At 72.2% G+C, this 15,129-nt stretch carries 12 protein-coding genes and 1 pseudogene; 8 read left to right on the forward strand and 5 right to left on the reverse strand.

Annotated elements, in window-relative coordinates:
* Positions 1 to 22: 22 nt before the first annotated feature.
* From ACN20G_RS21065 to pgi, 5 genes are all read left to right on the forward strand, one after another.
* Positions 23 to 1,234 carry a phosphoglycerate kinase gene (locus ACN20G_RS21065; protein ID WP_424214358.1) on the forward strand — a complete coding sequence of 404 codons (1,212 nt, stop codon included), beginning with the start codon at positions 23 to 25 and terminating at the stop codon, positions 1,232 to 1,234.
* Between the two features lie 6 nt (positions 1,235 to 1,240).
* Positions 1,241 to 2,017 (forward strand): triose-phosphate isomerase, encoded by a 777-nt coding sequence (gene tpiA, locus ACN20G_RS21070; RefSeq protein ID WP_424214359.1) that lies wholly within the window; start codon positions 1,241 to 1,243, stop codon positions 2,015 to 2,017.
* 160 nt (positions 2,018 to 2,177) lie between these two features.
* Complete coding sequence (gene secG, locus ACN20G_RS21075; protein ID WP_424215616.1) at positions 2,178 to 2,411, forward strand: preprotein translocase subunit SecG; 234 nt, start codon at positions 2,178 to 2,180, stop codon at positions 2,409 to 2,411.
* A 160-nt stretch (positions 2,412 to 2,571) separates the two neighbouring features.
* Positions 2,572 to 2,907 carry an RNA polymerase-binding protein RbpA gene (locus tag ACN20G_RS21080; RefSeq protein ID WP_424214360.1) on the forward strand — a complete coding sequence of 112 codons (336 nt, stop codon included), beginning with the start codon at positions 2,572 to 2,574 and terminating at the stop codon, positions 2,905 to 2,907.
* A gap of 145 nt (positions 2,908 to 3,052) precedes the next feature.
* A complete protein-coding gene (gene pgi, locus ACN20G_RS21085; protein ID WP_424214361.1) occupies positions 3,053 to 4,717 on the forward strand; it encodes a glucose-6-phosphate isomerase in 1,665 nt (554 codons plus the stop codon).
* An 88-nt stretch (positions 4,718 to 4,805) separates the two neighbouring features.
* Here pgi and pgl read toward each other — a convergent pair whose 3' ends face one another.
* From pgl to tkt, 5 genes are all read right to left on the reverse strand, one after another.
* A complete protein-coding gene (gene pgl, locus ACN20G_RS21090) occupies positions 4,806 to 5,588 on the reverse strand; it encodes a 6-phosphogluconolactonase (protein WP_424214362.1) in 783 nt (260 codons plus the stop codon).
* 132 nt (positions 5,589 to 5,720) lie between these two features.
* Positions 5,721 to 6,875, reverse strand: a complete 1,155-nt coding sequence (gene opcA, locus ACN20G_RS21095; RefSeq protein WP_424214363.1) for a glucose-6-phosphate dehydrogenase assembly protein OpcA — start codon at positions 6,873 to 6,875, stop codon at positions 5,721 to 5,723.
* Positions 6,872 to 8,410 carry a glucose-6-phosphate dehydrogenase gene (gene zwf / locus ACN20G_RS21100; RefSeq protein ID WP_424215617.1) on the reverse strand — a complete coding sequence of 513 codons (1,539 nt, stop codon included), beginning with the start codon at positions 8,408 to 8,410 and terminating at the stop codon, positions 6,872 to 6,874. Before zwf ends, opcA begins: the two co-directional genes overlap by 4 nt.
* Complete coding sequence (gene tal, locus ACN20G_RS21105; protein ID WP_424214364.1) at positions 8,407 to 9,525, reverse strand: transaldolase; 1,119 nt, start codon at positions 9,523 to 9,525, stop codon at positions 8,407 to 8,409. The genes zwf and tal overlap by 4 nt, the downstream gene beginning before the upstream one ends.
* 34 nt (positions 9,526 to 9,559) lie before the next feature.
* Complete coding sequence (gene tkt / locus ACN20G_RS21110; RefSeq protein WP_424214365.1) at positions 9,560 to 11,662, reverse strand: transketolase; 2,103 nt, start codon at positions 11,660 to 11,662, stop codon at positions 9,560 to 9,562.
* A gap of 384 nt (positions 11,663 to 12,046) precedes the next feature.
* Between tkt and ACN20G_RS21115 the strand changes: the two genes are divergently transcribed.
* The 3 genes and pseudogenes from ACN20G_RS21115 (at position 12,047) to ACN20G_RS21125 (ending at position 15,084) form a co-directional block, all read left to right on the forward strand.
* Positions 12,047 to 12,994 (forward strand): heme o synthase, encoded by a 948-nt coding sequence (locus ACN20G_RS21115; protein ID WP_424215618.1) that lies wholly within the window; start codon positions 12,047 to 12,049, stop codon positions 12,992 to 12,994.
* 24 nt (positions 12,995 to 13,018) lie between these two features.
* Positions 13,019 to 13,330 (forward strand): annotated as a pseudogene (locus tag ACN20G_RS21120) (hypothetical protein); the annotation flags it as partial.
* A gap of 545 nt (positions 13,331 to 13,875) precedes the next feature.
* Positions 13,876 to 15,084, forward strand: coding sequence for an amidohydrolase (locus ACN20G_RS21125; protein ID WP_424214366.1), 1,209 nt, complete (start codon positions 13,876 to 13,878; stop codon positions 15,082 to 15,084).
* The last annotated feature ends 45 nt before the right edge of the window (positions 15,085 to 15,129 follow it).

The raw sequence follows: 15,129 nt of genomic DNA on the forward strand, positions 1-15,129 counted from the left end.
GCTTCAAGGAGTCAGAAACAGCATGAAGACGATCGACGAACTGATCGCCGAAGGCGTCGCCGGCAAGCGGGTCTTCGTCCGTGCGGACCTCAACGTGCCCCTCGCCAACGGGGAGATCACCGACGACGGTCGCATCCGCGCCGTGCAGCCGACCATCGCGAAGCTCGCCGAGTCCGGCGCCCGCGTGATCGTCGCCTCGCACCTCGGCCGCCCCAAGGGCGCCCCGGACCCGGCCTTCTCCCTCGCCCCGGCCGCCAAGCGCCTCGGTGAACTCCTCGGCACCGACGTGGCGTTCGCGACCGACACGGTCGGCGAGTCCGCCAAGGCCGTCGTCGGGGCCCTCGCCGACGGCCAGGTGGCCGTCATCGAGAACCTGCGCTTCAACGCCGGCGAGACCGCGAAGGACGACGCCGAGCGCGGCGCCTTCGCCGACGAACTCGCCGGCCTGGCCGACCTGTACGTGGGCGACGGCTTCGGCGCCGTGCACCGCAAGCACGCCTCGGTCTTCGACCTGCCGGCGCGCCTGCCCCACGCGGCCGGCTACCTCATCGCCACCGAGATCGGCGTCCTGAGGAAGCTCACCGAGGACGTCAAGCGCCCCTACACCGTCATCCTCGGCGGCGCCAAGGTCTCCGACAAGCTCGCCGTCATCGACGAGCTGCTCGGCAAGGCCGACCGCCTGCTGATCGGCGGCGGCATGGCCTACACCTTCCTCAAGGCCCAGGGCCACGAGGTCGGCATCTCCCTCCTCCAGGAGGACCAGATCCCGACCGTCCTGGAGTACCTGGCCCGCGCGGAGAAGAACGGCGTCGAGCTCGTCCTCCCCGTCGACGTCCTCGTCTCCACGGACTTCCCGGACCTCAAGACCAAGGCCCCGGCCGAGTTCGAGACCGTCGACGCGGACAAGATCCCCGCCGACAAGGAGGGTCTGGACATCGGTCCCAAGACCCGCGAGCTCTTCGCCTCCAAGATCGTCGACGCCGAGACCGTGTTCTGGAACGGCCCGGTCGGCGTCGCGGAGCACCCCGACTACGCCGGCGGCACCGCCGCCGTGGCGCAGGCCCTGCTCGACGGCAAGGGCTTCACCGTGGTCGGCGGCGGCGACTCCGCCGCGGCCGTCCGCAACCTGGGCTTCGACGAGACGAAGTTCGGCCACATCTCGACCGGTGGCGGCGCCAGCCTCGAATACCTCGAGGGCAAGACGCTCCCCGGCATCGCCGCTCTGGAGGTTTGAGCACTCGTGACCGCGCGCATCCCGCTGATGGCGGGCAACTGGAAGATGAACCTCAACCACCTCGAGGCCATCAACCACGTGCAGAAGATCGCCTTCTCCCTGGAGGAGAAGGACTACGACGGCGTCGAGGTCGCGGTGCTCCCGCCCTTCGTCGACCTGCGCGGCGTCCAGACCCTGGTCGACGCGGACAAGCTGAAGATCAAGTACGGCGCGCAGGACATCTCGCGCCACGAGTCCGGTGCCTACACCGGCGAGATCTCCGGCTCCATGCTCGCCAAGCTCCGCTGCTCCTACGTGGCCGTCGGCCACAGCGAGCGCCGCGAGTACCACGGTGAGTCCGACGAGCTCTGCAACGCCAAGGTGAAGGCCGCCTTCGCCCACGGGATCACCCCGATCCTGTGCGTCGGCGAGGGCCTGGACATCCGCGAGGCGGGCAACCAGGTCGCGTACACCCTGGCGCAGCTCGACGGCGGCCTGAAGGACGTCCCGGCCGAGCAGGCCGAGACGATCGTCATCGCCTACGAGCCCGTCTGGGCCATCGGCACCGGCAAGGTCGCCACCCCGGACGACGCCCAGGAGGTCTGCGGGGCGATCCGCGGCCGGCTGGCCGAGCTGTACTCCCAGGAGCTGGCCGACAAGGTCCGCATCCAGTACGGCGGCTCCGTGAAGTCCGGCAACATCGCCGCGATCATGGCCCAGCCCGACGTGGACGGCGCGCTCATCGGCGGCGCGGCGCTCGACGCCGAGGAGTTCAGCAAGATCGTGCGCTTCCGCGACCAGTGAGTATGCGCTAGCGCGGATTCGTCGTAACCTTGCGGGGGCCGGGACGGGTGTGACCACCCACCCCCGGCCCCCGCAGCCCGTGGGGCACGCACACGGGACACCGGGCAGTCCGGGAAACGGGTAGTCCAGAACACCGAAAGTAGGAGAATCAGCCATGACCATGGGGTTCTCGATCGCCCTGCTCGTCTTCAGCGCACTGATGATGCTCCTCGTGCTCATGCACAAGGGCAAGGGCGGCGGCCTCTCCGACATGTTCGGAGGCGGCATGCAGTCCTCGGTCGGCGGCTCCTCGGTCGCCGAGCGCAACCTGGACCGCATCACCGTGGTGGTCGGCCTGCTGTGGTTCGCCTGCATCGTGGCCCTCGGGCTGCTGATGAAGTCGAACGGGAGCTGAACCACTTCTCCCTCGGATCCCGACCCGTCCGGCACGGAGGGGAACCACCCGGCGATCCGCGGCCTATCATGTGGGTCCGGCGTCCCCGTTCTCGGACGGGGACGTCCTCGGCGGACATCCGCGCCCGCGTCGCGGGTGACCTACGCAGGGAGTTGTGACCGTGGGCAGTGGCAACGCGATCCGTGGCAGTCGGGTCGGGGCGGGGCCGATGGGCGAGGCCGAACGCGGCGAGTCCGCCCCCCGGCTGCGCATCTCCTTCTGGTGCTCCAACGGGCACGAGACCCAGCCCAGTTTCGCCAGCGACGCGCAGGTCCCGGACACCTGGGACTGCCCCCGCTGCGGCTTCCCCGCCGGCCAGGACCGGGACAACCCCCCGGCCCCGCCGCGCACCGAGCCGTACAAGACGCACCTGGCGTACGTGCGCGAACGCCGCACCGACGCCGACGGCGAGGCCATCCTCGCGGAGGCACTCGCCAAACTTCGCGGCGAGATCTGAGCGAAAGCCCCCAAGGGCCCGGTCACCGAGGACGCAGAGTCCCGGCAACCGGGCCTTTTTCGGCCTTTTCTGGCGTCCGGTCCGTTTTCGATCCCTTAGGTTGGGATACGGCGGGGCTCACCTCAGGACAGGAGACTGCGAACCCATGGACCGGACGCACGCAGGCGCGCGCACCAGGCTCGACCGCACCCCCCAGTGGGCGGCCCTCGGCAAACACCGCGAGGAGTTCGGCGACACCCACCTGCGGGAACTCTTCGAGGCCGACCCCGAGCGCGTGGCGACCCTCACGCACACCGTCGGCGATCTGCGCGTCGACCTCTCGAAGAACCTCGTCACCGGACGCACCCTCGAACTGCTCCGCGAACTCGCCGACGCGACCGGCGTCGCCGAGCTGCGCGACGCCATGTTCCGCGGCGAACGCATCAACACCACCGAGGACCGGGCGGTCCTGCACACCGCCCTGCGGGCCCCGGCCGACGCCGTGGTCGAGGTGGACGGCGAGAACGTCGTCCCCGGCGTGCACGCCGTCCTCGACAAGATGTCGGCCTTCGCCGACCAGGTCCGCTCCGGCGCCTGGACCGGGCACACCGGCGCCCGCATCCGCACCGTCGTCAACATCGGCATCGGCGGTTCCGACCTCGGTCCGGCGATGGCCTACGACGCCCTGCGCGCCTTCACCGCCCGCGACATCGGCGTCCGCTTCGTCTCCAACGTGGACGGCGCGGACCTGCACGAGGCGGTCCGCGACCTCGACCCGGCCGAGACCCTCTTCATCGTCGCCTCCAAGACCTTCACCACCATCGAGACCATCACCAACGCCACCAGCGCGCGCGAATGGCTCCTCGACGGACTCGGCGGCGACCGGGCGGCCGTGGCCAAGCACTTCGTGGCCCTGTCCACCAACGCCGAGAAGGTCGTGGACTTCGGCATCGACCCGGACAACATGTTCGAGTTCTGGGACTGGGTCGGCGGCCGGTACTCCTTCGACTCCGCCATCGGCCTCTCGCTGATGATCGCGATCGGCCCGGCCGGCTTCCGCGAGCTCCTCGCCGGCTTCCACGTCGTCGACGAGCACTTCCGCACCGCCCCCGCCGAGTCCAACGTGCCGCTGCTGCTCGGTCTGTTGGGGATCTGGTACGGCAACTTCCACGACGCCCAGTCGCACGCCGTGCTGCCCTACAGCCACTACCTGTCCCGGTTCACCGCCTACCTCCAGCAGCTCGACATGGAGTCCAACGGCAAGTCCGTGGACCGCGCGGGCGAGCCGGTGGACTGGCAGACCGGACCGGTGGTCTGGGGCACGCCCGGCACCAACGGCCAGCACGCCTACTACCAGTTGATCCACCAGGGCACCAAGGTGATCCCGGCCGACTTCATCGGCTTCGCCCGCCCGGTCGCCGAACTCTCGCCGACCACCGCCGCCCAGCACGACCTGCTGATGGCCAACTTCTTCGCCCAGACCCAGGCCCTGGCCTTCGGCAAGACCCCCGACGAGGTCCGCGCCGAGGGTGTGCCCGCCGACCTGGTCCCGCACAAGACCTTCCGCGGCAACCACCCCACCACCACGATCCTGGCGACCGAACTGACCCCCTCGGTCCTCGGCCAGCTCATCGCCCTCTACGAGCACAAGGTGTTCGTGCAGGGCGCGGTGTGGAACATCGACTCCTTCGACCAGTGGGGCGTCGAACTCGGCAAGGTGCTCGCCAAGAAGGTGGAGCCGGCCCTCACCGAGGGCTCCGACGTGCCCGGCCTGGACGCGTCCACCAAGGCCCTCGTCGCGGCCTACCGGGAGCTGCGCGGCCGTTCCTGACCCGCTGCCCACGCACCGGGGCCCCGGCCGCCGCACCCCACGAGGGGCGGGCGACCGGGGCCCCGGCGCGTCGAGGCGGCGCCGGCCCTCAGACGAAGGTCGGCGGGTACAGGGCCGGCGGCAGCTTCGCGGCGGCCGACCGGTCCAGCAGCCACAGGGTCCGGGCCCGGCCGCGCACGGCGGCGGCCGGCACCTGGGTGCCGCCGCCCCCGCCGAGGGCCAGGGCGACCGCGCCGGCCTTGTCCTCGCCCGCCGCGAGCAGCCACACCTCGCGCGCGGAGTTGATCGCGGGCAGGGTGAGCGAGATCCGGGTGGGCGGCGGCTTGGGGGCCCCGTGCACGCCCACCACCGTGCGCTCGGTCTCCCGGGTCGCGGGGTGCTCGGGGAACAGCGAGGCCACGTGCGTGTCGGGGCCGACGCCGAGCATCAGCACGTCGAACGCGGGCACCCCGCCCCGGTCCTCGGGGGCGGCGGCGCGGGCCAGTTCGGCCGCGTAGGCGGCGGCGCCCGCGTCCGCGTCATCGCCCTGGGGGCCGTCCGAGGCGGGCATCACGTGCACCCGGGCCGGGTCCAGCGGGACGGCGTCCAGCAGGGCCTCGCGGGCCTGGGTGTGGTTGCGCTCGGGGTCCGCGGCGGGCACGAAGCGCTCGTCGCCCCACCACAGGTCCAGCCGGGTCCAGTCGACGGCGTCGCGGGCCGGGGCGGTGCCCAGGGCCTTCAGCAGCGCGTTGCCGTTGCGGCCGCCGGTGAGGACGACGCTCGCGGAGCCGCGCGCGGCCTGCGCGTCCACGATCTTGGTGATCAGGCGCGCGGCCGTGGCCTGGGCCATGAGGTCGGTGTCGCGGTGGACGACGACCTGGGGAGTCGACATGTCCATGGGTGGTGCCGCCTTCGGTGTCGGAACGGAAAGAACAACGGGGGAGTGGCGGGGCCGGACAACCGGGCGCCCCCGGACCGGACGGTTCGGTCCGGTCCGGGGGCGCCCCGTGCTCGCGCGTCGCCGTCAGGCGCCGGTGGTCCGGCGCTTGGCGCCCTTGCGGGTGCGGGAGGCGTTCGCGGTGCCCGTGCTCGCGGCCTTGGCCTCGGCCGTGTCGTGCGCGACCTCGCCCTCGACCTCGGCGACGGCCTCGGGGCCCGCGTCCTCGGCCTCTGACTCGGCCTCGGCCTCTGACTCGGGGGCCGGCTCCGCGGTCCCGGTGACGGTCGGCTTCGCCTGTGTGCCGGCCGGTACCGAGTCGTGGAGGCGGGAGACCCCGAAGCGCAGGGCCGCCTCGTAGGTGTTGTCCGGGTCCAGCCGGCGCAGCTCCTCGGCGAGCAGCTCCGCCGGGTCACGGCGCTTGAGGGCCACCGCGCGGTCCGGCTGACCGGGCATGCACAGGGTGGCCAGGGCGCCGTCGGCCCGGTCCAGGACGATCTCGCCGTGCTCGGTGCTCAGGCGCACGGCCGTCAGCCCCGGCCCCGCGGACAGGGTCCGCACCACCGGCACGTGCAGCCGGTCCGCCAGCCACATGGCCAGCAGCTCGCAGCTCGGGTTGTCGTCCTCGCCCTCGACCACGGCCGAGGTCACCGCGAAGCTCTGCTGGTCCAGGGCGGCGGCAAGCATCGAGCGCCACGGGGTGATCCGGGTCCAGGACAGGTCCGTGTCCCCGGGCGCGTAGGCCGCGGCCCGGTCGCCGAGGGCCGGGATCGGGTCCTCGTACGCGTAGGTGTCCGTGATCCGGCGCTGCCCCAGCGCGCCCAGCGGGTCGCCCGCCAGGTCCGAGGGGGCGTCCTCCGGCCACCAGACCACCACGGGGGCGTCGGGCAGCAGGAGGGGGAGGACCACCGACTGGGCGTGGTTGACCAGCTCACCGTGCAGGCGCAGGACGACCGTCTCGCCGCTGCCGGCGTCCGCCCCGACACGGATCTCCGCGTCGAGACGGGCGTCGCGGCGCGAACGCGGCGAGCGGCTGACCCGCTTGATGACGACGACGATCCGCGAGGGGTGTTCGTGGGCCGCGTCGTTCGCCGACTTGAGCGCGTCGTACGCGTTCTCCTCGTCGGTGACGATCACCAGCGTGAGCACCATGCCGATCGCCGGGGTACCGATGTCCCGGCGGGCCTGCACGAGCGCGCTGTTGATCTTGCTGCTGGTGGTCTCCGTGAGGTCGATCTTCATGGCCGGCGCCAGCTCCGTCCGTCTCGTGCGAGCATCTCGTCCGCCTCGACCGGTCCCCAGGTGCCCGCCGGGTACTGCGCGGGGGTGCCGTGCGTGTCCCAGTACTCCTCGATCGGGTCGAGGATGTTCCAGGACAGCTCCACCTCCTGGTGGCGCGGGAAGAGGTTCGCGTCACCGAGGAGCACGTCGAGGATCAGTCGCTCGTACGCCTCGGGGCTGGACTCGGTGAAGGACTCGCCGTACGCGAAGTCCATCGTCACGTCGCGGACCTCCATGGAGGTGCCGGGCACCTTGGAGCCGAAGCGCACGGTGACGCCCTCGTCCGGCTGCACCCGGATGACCAGGGCGTTCTGCCCCAGCTCCTCGGTGGCACCCGATTCGAACGGCAGATAGGGGGCCCGCTTGAAGACCACCGCGATCTCCGTCACCCGACGCCCCAGCCGCTTGCCGGTGCGCAGGTAGAAGGGGACGCCCGCCCAGCGGCGGTTGTTGATCTCCAGGCGGATGGCCGCGTAGGTGTCCGTCTTGGAGTTCGGGTCGATCCCGTCCTCCTCCAGGTACCCCGGGACCTTCTCGCCGCCCTGCCAGGCCGCCGAGTACTGGCCGCGCACGGTGTGCTTGCCCAGGTCCTCGGGGAGCTCCACGGCGGTGAGCACCTTCAGCTTCTCGGCCACGAGCGCCTTGGGGTGGAAGGAGCCGGGCTCCTCCATCGCGGTCAGCGCGAGCAGCTGGAGCAGGTGGTTCTGGATCACGTCGCGGGCGGCGCCGATGCCGTCGTAGTAGCCGGCGCGGCCCCCGATGCCGATGTCCTCGGCCATGGTGATCTGCACGTGGTCCACGTACGACCGGTTCCAGATCGGCTCGAACATGGTGTTCGCGAAGCGGAGCGCCAGGATGTTCTGGACGGTCTCCTTGCCGAGGTAGTGGTCGATCCGGAAGACCTCGTCCCGAGGAAAGACCTCGTGGACGATCTGGTTCAGCTCCTGGGCGCTGGTCAGGTCGTGACCGAAGGGCTTCTCGATGACGGCGCGCCGCCAGGAGCCCTCCTTCTCCGCCAGGCCGTGGTCCTTGAGCTGCTGGACCACCTTGGGGAAGAACTTCGGCGGGACGGACAGGTAGAAGGCGAAGTTGCCGCCCGTGCCCTGCGCCTTGTCCAGCTCCTCGATGGTGGCCTTGAGGGTCTCGAAGGCCGCGTCGTCGTCGAAGTCGCCCTGCACGAACCGGCAGCCCTGCACGAGCTGCTGCCAGACCTCCTCCCGGAACGGGGTCCGGGAGTGCTGCTTGACCGCGTCGTGGACCTCCTGCGCGAAGTCCTCGTCCTGCCACTCGCGGCGGGCGAAGCCGATCAGCGAGAAGCCCGGGGGCAGCAGGCCGCGGTTGGCGAGGTCGTAGACCGCGGGCATGAGCTTCTTGCGCGACAGGTCACCCGTGACACCGAAGATGACCAGGCCCGACGGCCCCGCGATGCGCGGGAGCCGTCGGTCCTGAGCGTCACGAAGCGGGTTGTTCGCTCCGTTCACCGACACGTTTCTCAGTCCTCCGCGGGGGCGAGGCGCTTGAGCTCCGCCTCGGTCGACTTCAGCAGGTCGTTCCAGGACGCCTCGAACTTCTCGACGCCCTCGTCCTCCAGCACCTGCACCACATCGTCGTACGAGATGCCCAGGGCCGCGACCGCGTCGAGGTCCGCACGGGCCTGCGCGTAGTGCGCGCGGATCGTGTCGCCGGTGATCTCGCCGTGGTCGGCGGTGGCCTCCAGGGTGGCCTCGGGCATCGTGTTGACGGTGCCGGGGGCGACCAGTTCGGTCACGTACAGGGTGTCGGGCAGCTTGGGGTCCTTGACGCCGGTGGAGGCCCACAGCGGACGCTGCTTGTTGGCCTGCGCCTTGTCGAGGGCGGCCCAGCGCTCGCCGGAGAACACCTCCTCGTACGCCTGGTAGGCCAGACGGGCGTTGGCGAGGGCGGCCTTGCTCTTGAGGGCGAGGGCCTCGTCGGTGCCGACGGCCTCCAGCCGCTTGTCGATCTCGGTGTCCACGCGGGACACGAAGAAGGAGGCGACGGAGTGGATCTCGGACAGGTCCAGGCCGGCGGCCTTGGCCTTCTCCAGACCGGCGAGGTAGGCGTCCATCACCTCGCGGTAGCGCTCCAGCGAGAAGATCAGCGTGACGTTGACGCTGATGCCCTTGCCGATGACCTCGGTGATGGCCGGCAGGCCCGCCTTGGTGGCCGGGATCTTGATCAGGGTGTTGGGGCGGTCCACCAGCCAGGCCAGCTGCTTGGCCTCGGCGATGGTCGCGGCGGTCTCGTGCGCCAGGCGCGGGTCGACCTCGATGGAGACCCGGCCGTCCTGGCCCTGGCTGCGGTCGTGGACCGGGCGCAGGATGTCGGCGGCGTCGCGGACGTCGGCCGTGGTGATCATCCGCAGGGCCTCCTCCACGGTGACCTTGCGGGCCGCGAGGTCGGTCAGCTGACCCTCGTAGCCGTCACCCTGGCTGATCGCCTTCTGGAAGATGGCCGGGTTGGTGGTGACCCCGACCACGTGCGACTGGTCGATGAGCTCGGCCAGGTTGCCGGACGTGATGCGCTTGCGCGACAGGTCGTCCAGCCAGATCGCCACGCCCTCGTCGGAGAGGCGCTTGAGTGCGTCTGTCATGGGATGTGCATCTCCTTGCGGTGTCGTAGGGGCGTCAGCGCTCGGCGGCGGCCAGGGATTCCCGGGCGGCGGCGGTGACGGCCTCGGCGGTCAGACCGAACTCGCGGTACAGCACGGCGCCGTCGGCCGAGGCACCGAAGTGCTCCAGCGAGACGATGCGGCCGGCGTCGCCGACGTAGCGGTGCCAGGTGAGGCCGATGCCGGCCTCGACGGCGACGCGGGCGCGCACGGCGGGGGGCAGCACGGAGTCCTTGTAGGACTGCTCCTGCTCCTCGAACCACTCCACGGACGGCATGGACACCACGCGGGTGGGCACGCCCTCGGCCTGCAGGGCCTCGCGGGCGGCGACGGCGAGCTGCACCTCGGAGCCGGTGCCGATCAGCACGGCCTGAGGTTCGACGGTCGCGCCGGAGGCGTCGGTGGCGTCGAAGAGGACGTAGCCGCCCTTGGCGGTGTCCTCGTTCGCCGGGTACGTGGGCACGCCCTGACGGGTCAGCGCGAGGCCGACCGGGGCGCCCTTGCCGTACTCCTTGGTGTGCCGGCGCAGGACCTCGCGCCAGGCCAGCACGGTCTCGTTGGCGTCGGCCGGACGGACCAGGGTCAGGCCGGGGATGGCGCGCAGCGAGGCCAGGTGCTCGACCGGCTGGTGGGTCGGGCCGTCCTCGCCCAGACCGATGGAGTCGTGGGTCCAGACGTAGGTCACCGGCAGGTGCATCAGGGCCGACAGGCGCACCGCGTTGCGCATGTAGTCGGAGAACACCAGGAAGGTGCCGCCGTACACGCGGGTGTGGCCGTGCAGGGTGATGCCGTTCATGGCGGCGGCCATGGCGTGCTCGCGGATCCCGAAGTGCACGGTGCGGCCGTACGGGTCGGCCTCCGGCAGCGGGTTGCCCACCGGCAGGAACGAGGAGTTCTTGTCGATGGTGGTGTTGTTGGAGCCGGCGAGGTCGGCGGAGCCGCCCCACAGCTCGGGCACGACGGCGCCGACGGCGGCGAGCACCTTGCCGGAGGCGGCGCGGGTGGCGACCGAGGAGCCGGTCTCGAAGGTGGGGAGCACGTCCTCCCAACCGGCCGGGAGCTCGCCCGACTGGATGCGGTCGAAGGACTCGGCGCGCTCCGGGTTGGCGGTGCGCCAGGCGGAGAACTCCTTCTCCCACGCGGCACGGGCCTCGCGGCCGCGGTCCACGGCGCCGCGGGTGTGCGCGATGACCTCGTCGGCCACCTCGAAGGACTTCTCCGGGTCGAAGCCCAGGACGCGCTTGGTCGCGGCGACCTCGTCCGCGCCGAGCGCCGAGCCGTGCGCGGCCTCGGTGTTCTGCGCGTGCGGGGCGGGCCAGGCGATGATCGAGCGGGCCGCGATGAAGGAGGGGCGCTCGGTCTCGGCCTTGGCGGCGAGGAGCGCCTCGTACAGGCCCTTGGGGTCGAGGTCGCCGTTGGCCTGCTGGGCCACGCGCTGCACGTGCCAGCCGTATGCCTCGTAGCGCGCCAGGGTGTCCTCGGACACGGCGGTCTCGGTGTCGCCCTCGATGGAGATGTGGTTGTCGTCCCACAGCAGCACCAGGTTGCCGAGCTTCTGGTGGCCCGCCAGCGAGGACGCCTCGGCGGAGATGCCCTCCTGGAGGCAGCCGTCGCCCGCGATCGCGTAGATCACGTGGTCGAACGGGGAGGTGCCGGGGGCCGCCTCCGGGTCGAACAGGCCGCGCTCGTAACGGGCCGCCATCGCCATGCCGACCGCGTTGGCCACGCCCTGGCCGAGCGGGCCGGTGGTGGTCTCGACGCCGGCCGTGTGGCCGTACTCCGGGTGGCCGGGGGTCTTGGAACCCCAGGTGCGGAACGCCTTCAGATCGTCAAGTTCCAGCCCGAACCCGGCCAGGTACAGCTGGGTGTAGAGGGTGAGGGAGGAGTGCCCGGCGGAGAGCACGAATCGGTCGCGGCCGACCCAGTTCGGGTCGGACGGGTCGTGCCGCATCACCTTCTGGAAGAGGGTGTACGCGGCCGGGGCCAGGCTCATCGCGGTGCCGGGGTGTCCGTTTCCGACCTTCTGGACCGCGTCAGCGGCCAGAACGCGCGCGGTGTCGACCGCGCGCTGGTCCAGTTCGGTCCAGTCCAGCTCGGTGGTCGTCGGCTTGGTGCTCACCGTGGGTCAGGGCTCCTCTCCATGTCCATCGGGCCCGGTGACAAGGGGCACCGGCGCGGTTCCGAGCCTACCCCCGTCAAGGGGTGCGGCTATTCGAGTGCCGCGCGGGCTCACGGGCGCGCCGGACCTGCGCGTCCGTCCACGGCTCGGATGCCCGCGGGGGGTGCTCACATGCGCGGGGGAGAGGGGGTGACGGGGGCCGAGGACGGGGGCGCGGGCGGGGCGCGCGGGCCGGCGGGACGCGCTCGGACGGTCGGGCCAACACGGGGGCACCCCCGCGCGGGGCGAGCCACGGGCAACGTCTACAGTGGCGTGGTACGCGCAGGTCCTTACCCGCTCTTCATGTCCGGGTGTCGAGAGATCTGCTGGGAGTCTCTGTCAGGGGTGTGCGTGACGGCCGTCGAATCCCGTCCGGCGGGGGTGCTCGGGACGAGCCCCGTCAACCGACCGTTCAGGGCCCGGGTCATGGCTTTCGTGGCGCTGACGAAGCCGCGGATCATCGAGCTGCTGCTCATCACGACCGTACCGGTCATGTTCCTCGCGGAACAGGGTGTGCCCGACCTGTGGCTGGTCCTGGCCACCTGCCTCGGCGGATACCTGTCGGCGGGCGGCGCCAACGCGCTGAACATGTACATCGACCGCGACATCGACGCGTTGATGGACCGGACGTCGCAGCGGCCGCTGGTGACCGGCATGGTCAGTCCCCGCGAGGCGCTGGTGTTCGGCATCACCCTCGGGGTGGTCTCGACGCTGTGGTTCGGCCTGTTGGTGAACTGGCTGTCGGCGGCGCTCTCGCTCGGCGCGCTCCTCTTCTACGTCGTGGTCTACACGATGATCCTGAAGCGGCGCACCGCGCAGAACATCGTCTGGGGCGGCATCGCCGGCTGCCTGCCGGTGCTCATCGGCTGGTCCGCCGTGACCGACGAGGTCTCCTGGGCCGCCGTCATCCTCTTCCTCGTCATCTTCTTCTGGACGCCGCCGCACTACTGGCCGCTGTCCATGAAGGTGAAGGAGGACTACGCGCGGGTCGGCGTGCCGATGCTGCCGGTGCTCAAGGGCCCCGTGGTCGTCGCCCGCCAGATCGTGATCTACAGCTGGGTGATGGTGGCGGTCTCGCTGCTGCTGACCCCGCTGGGGTACACGGGCTGGTTCTACACGACGGTCGCGCTGCTGGCGGGCGGCTACTGGCTGTGGGAGGCGCACGCCCTCCAGGCCCGCGCCAAGGCCGGCATCACGGGCGCGAAGCTCAAGGAGATGCGGCTGTTCCACTGGTCGATCATGTACGTCTCCGTGGTCTTCCTCGCGGTCGCCGTGGATCCCTTCCTCCGCTGATTACCCACCGGTAGCATCTGGCTCATGGGAGACACGAAGCTGGAGCGGACCTCGGCGAAGCTGGCCAAGCGGATCGGCGCGTTCGCGTCGGAGCACGGCGGCGCCGAGGGGCAGCTCGCGCACATCGGCCAGGCCGGCACCCGGATCGTCCTCGTGGGCGCCGACGGGGGCTGGGGCGACCTGGTCGCGCCGAGCTGGGAGATCGCGGCGGCGGCGGCCGAGAAGGCCGGCCTGACCCTGCACGAACAGTTCGACGGGGAGCTGGCGGCGCGCGTGCGCACCGGCCCCTACGAGTGGACGCGGATGGCCGGCATCCAGGTCGGCGGCCCGGCCAACCCGCCCCCGCCGCGTCCCGAGCCGGAACCCGAGCCGGAGCCGGCGCCCGTCGCGGCGGCCGAACCCGAACCGAAGCCGCAACCGGCGAAGCCGGCCCCCGCCCCGAAGCCCGAGCGCGCGAAGCCGGAACCGGCCGCGAAGCCCGAGCCCGTCAAGGCCGCCGAGCCGGCGAAGTCCGAGCCCGTCAAGGCCGCCGAGCCGGCACCCGAGGTCGAGCCGGTCGTGAAGGCGGAGCCGGCGTCCGAGGGTGAACCGGTCGCCGAGCCCGCCGAGCCGGCCAAGGCGGCGGTGAAGCCCGAGGCCGAGCCGGCCGAGCCGGTCGCCGAAGGCGCGGCCGTGAAGCCGGCCGTGCCCGAGTCCGCCGACGAGGCCGAGTCGGTCGGTAAGGACGCGTCGAAGGGCGCGGACGGCAAGGGCGTCTGAGGCGCGCTCACCCTCCCGTTCGGGGGACGGCCCGCGCATCTGCGCGAGCAACACCCCGGGGTCGCATCACCCGTTGGGAGGGGTGGAAACCCACCGGCTCACGTCCGCAACGGGATGAACGGATGATCGAAACCCCGCCCCTGGTGGACGCGCACGGCAGCGGGGTGCTCCGCGTCGAACTGGGCCTGGGCACCTTCGAGACCGAGCTGGCGCGCGGATCCGCCGCCGCGCCGGCCGGTTCCGGGGTCACCCACTTCGACTCCCGGCTCGGCCGCGCCGTCCTGCGCTGGTGTCCGCCGGTGCTCGGCCTGGAGCCGCACTGCCCGCCCGCCCGCTACCTCGCGCGCCGTCGGGAACTGGGTCCCGTCGAGGTCAACCGGCGCCTGTTGCGGGCCTGCGGGATCGGGGTCCACCTCGCCGTCGAGGACCCGCGGGCCGCCGCAGGGGACCTCACCGACCTCGACGAGTTCGCCCGCGCCGCCGACGCCCCCGTGCACCGCGTGGTGTCGTTGACCGGCCTGGTCCAGCGGGTGGCCGGGGACGCGGCGGAGGTGGACGAGTTCCTGCGCCGGCTGGAGACCGCCGTGCGGGCCGCCCGACGCGGCGCCCTCGCCTTCCGGATCGCGGCCCGACTCGACGGCGGGGCCGACCCCGTGGCCCGGCTGGAGCTGTGGGACCTGCTCGCGCGTGTGCCCGAACCGCCCGACCGCGCGCAGGTGCGGGCCGCCGTGGCCCGGGCCCGGGTGAGGGGCGCCGGAGCGGACGCCGTCGTGCTACGGCACGCCGTCCGCCTCGCCGCCGAGACCGGCCTGCCGCTGCACCTGCCGGTGCCGGCCGGGCGCGAACCGGCCGGGATCGTGCCCTTCCTGCGGGAGGCGGCCGGGTACGGCGCGCCCGTGGTGCTGATCGGGGGGCACCCGCACCACCGGCAGACCGCCGATCTCGCCGCCCGTTTCCCGAAGGTCCACGCCGACGTGGGCGCGTGCGCGGCCCGCAGCGGGTCCGGGGCCGCCGAGGTCCTCGCCGAGATGCTCGACCGGGCCCCCTTCGGCAAGTTGCTGTGGGCCGGGGACGGGGGCCGGCTCCCCGAGGGACGGCTGGTCGCCGCGCACGGCTTCCGCGACGCCCTCGCCCGGGTGCTGGGCTCCTGGGTCGCCGAGGGCCTGTGGTCGCGGGCCGAGGCCGACCGCACCGCCGCCGCCCTGTGCGCGGGAAACGCCCGACGGGTGCACGGCGGGCTCGACGGGGAACGGCCCGCCCGGGTCCCGCGCCAGGCCGGCCCCGTCCTCGCCTGGCCGGCCCCGGCCCCCGTGCGCTCCCCCCGACACTGAGCACCCGCCACTGAACACCCGACCCCGAGCACGCCGGAGGCCGGT

The organism is Streptomyces dryopteridis (genome assembly GCF_049606955.1).
In the GTDB taxonomy this organism is placed as follows: domain Bacteria; phylum Actinomycetota; class Actinomycetes; order Streptomycetales; family Streptomycetaceae; genus Streptomyces.

Bases quoted from the DNA above. Each gene is read 5' to 3' on its own strand.
- opcA (WP_424214363.1), bottom strand. From the start codon at position 6,875: ATGAAGATCGACCTCACGGAGACCACCAGCAGCAAGATCAACAGCGCG.
- ACN20G_RS21125 (WP_424214366.1), top strand. From the start codon at position 13,876: ATGATCGAAACCCCGCCCCTGGTGGACGCGCACGGCAGCGGGGTGCTC.
- pgl (WP_424214362.1), bottom strand. From the start codon at position 5,588: ATGTCGACTCCCCAGGTCGTCGTCCACCGCGACACCGACCTCATGGCC.
- secG (WP_424215616.1), top strand. From the start codon at position 2,178: ATGGGGTTCTCGATCGCCCTGCTCGTCTTCAGCGCACTGATGATGCTC.
- pgi (WP_424214361.1), top strand. From the start codon at position 3,053: ATGGACCGGACGCACGCAGGCGCGCGCACCAGGCTCGACCGCACCCCC.
- tal (WP_424214364.1), bottom strand. From the start codon at position 9,525: ATGACAGACGCACTCAAGCGCCTCTCCGACGAGGGCGTGGCGATCTGG.
- ACN20G_RS21065 (WP_424214358.1), top strand. From the start codon at position 23: ATGAAGACGATCGACGAACTGATCGCCGAAGGCGTCGCCGGCAAGCGG.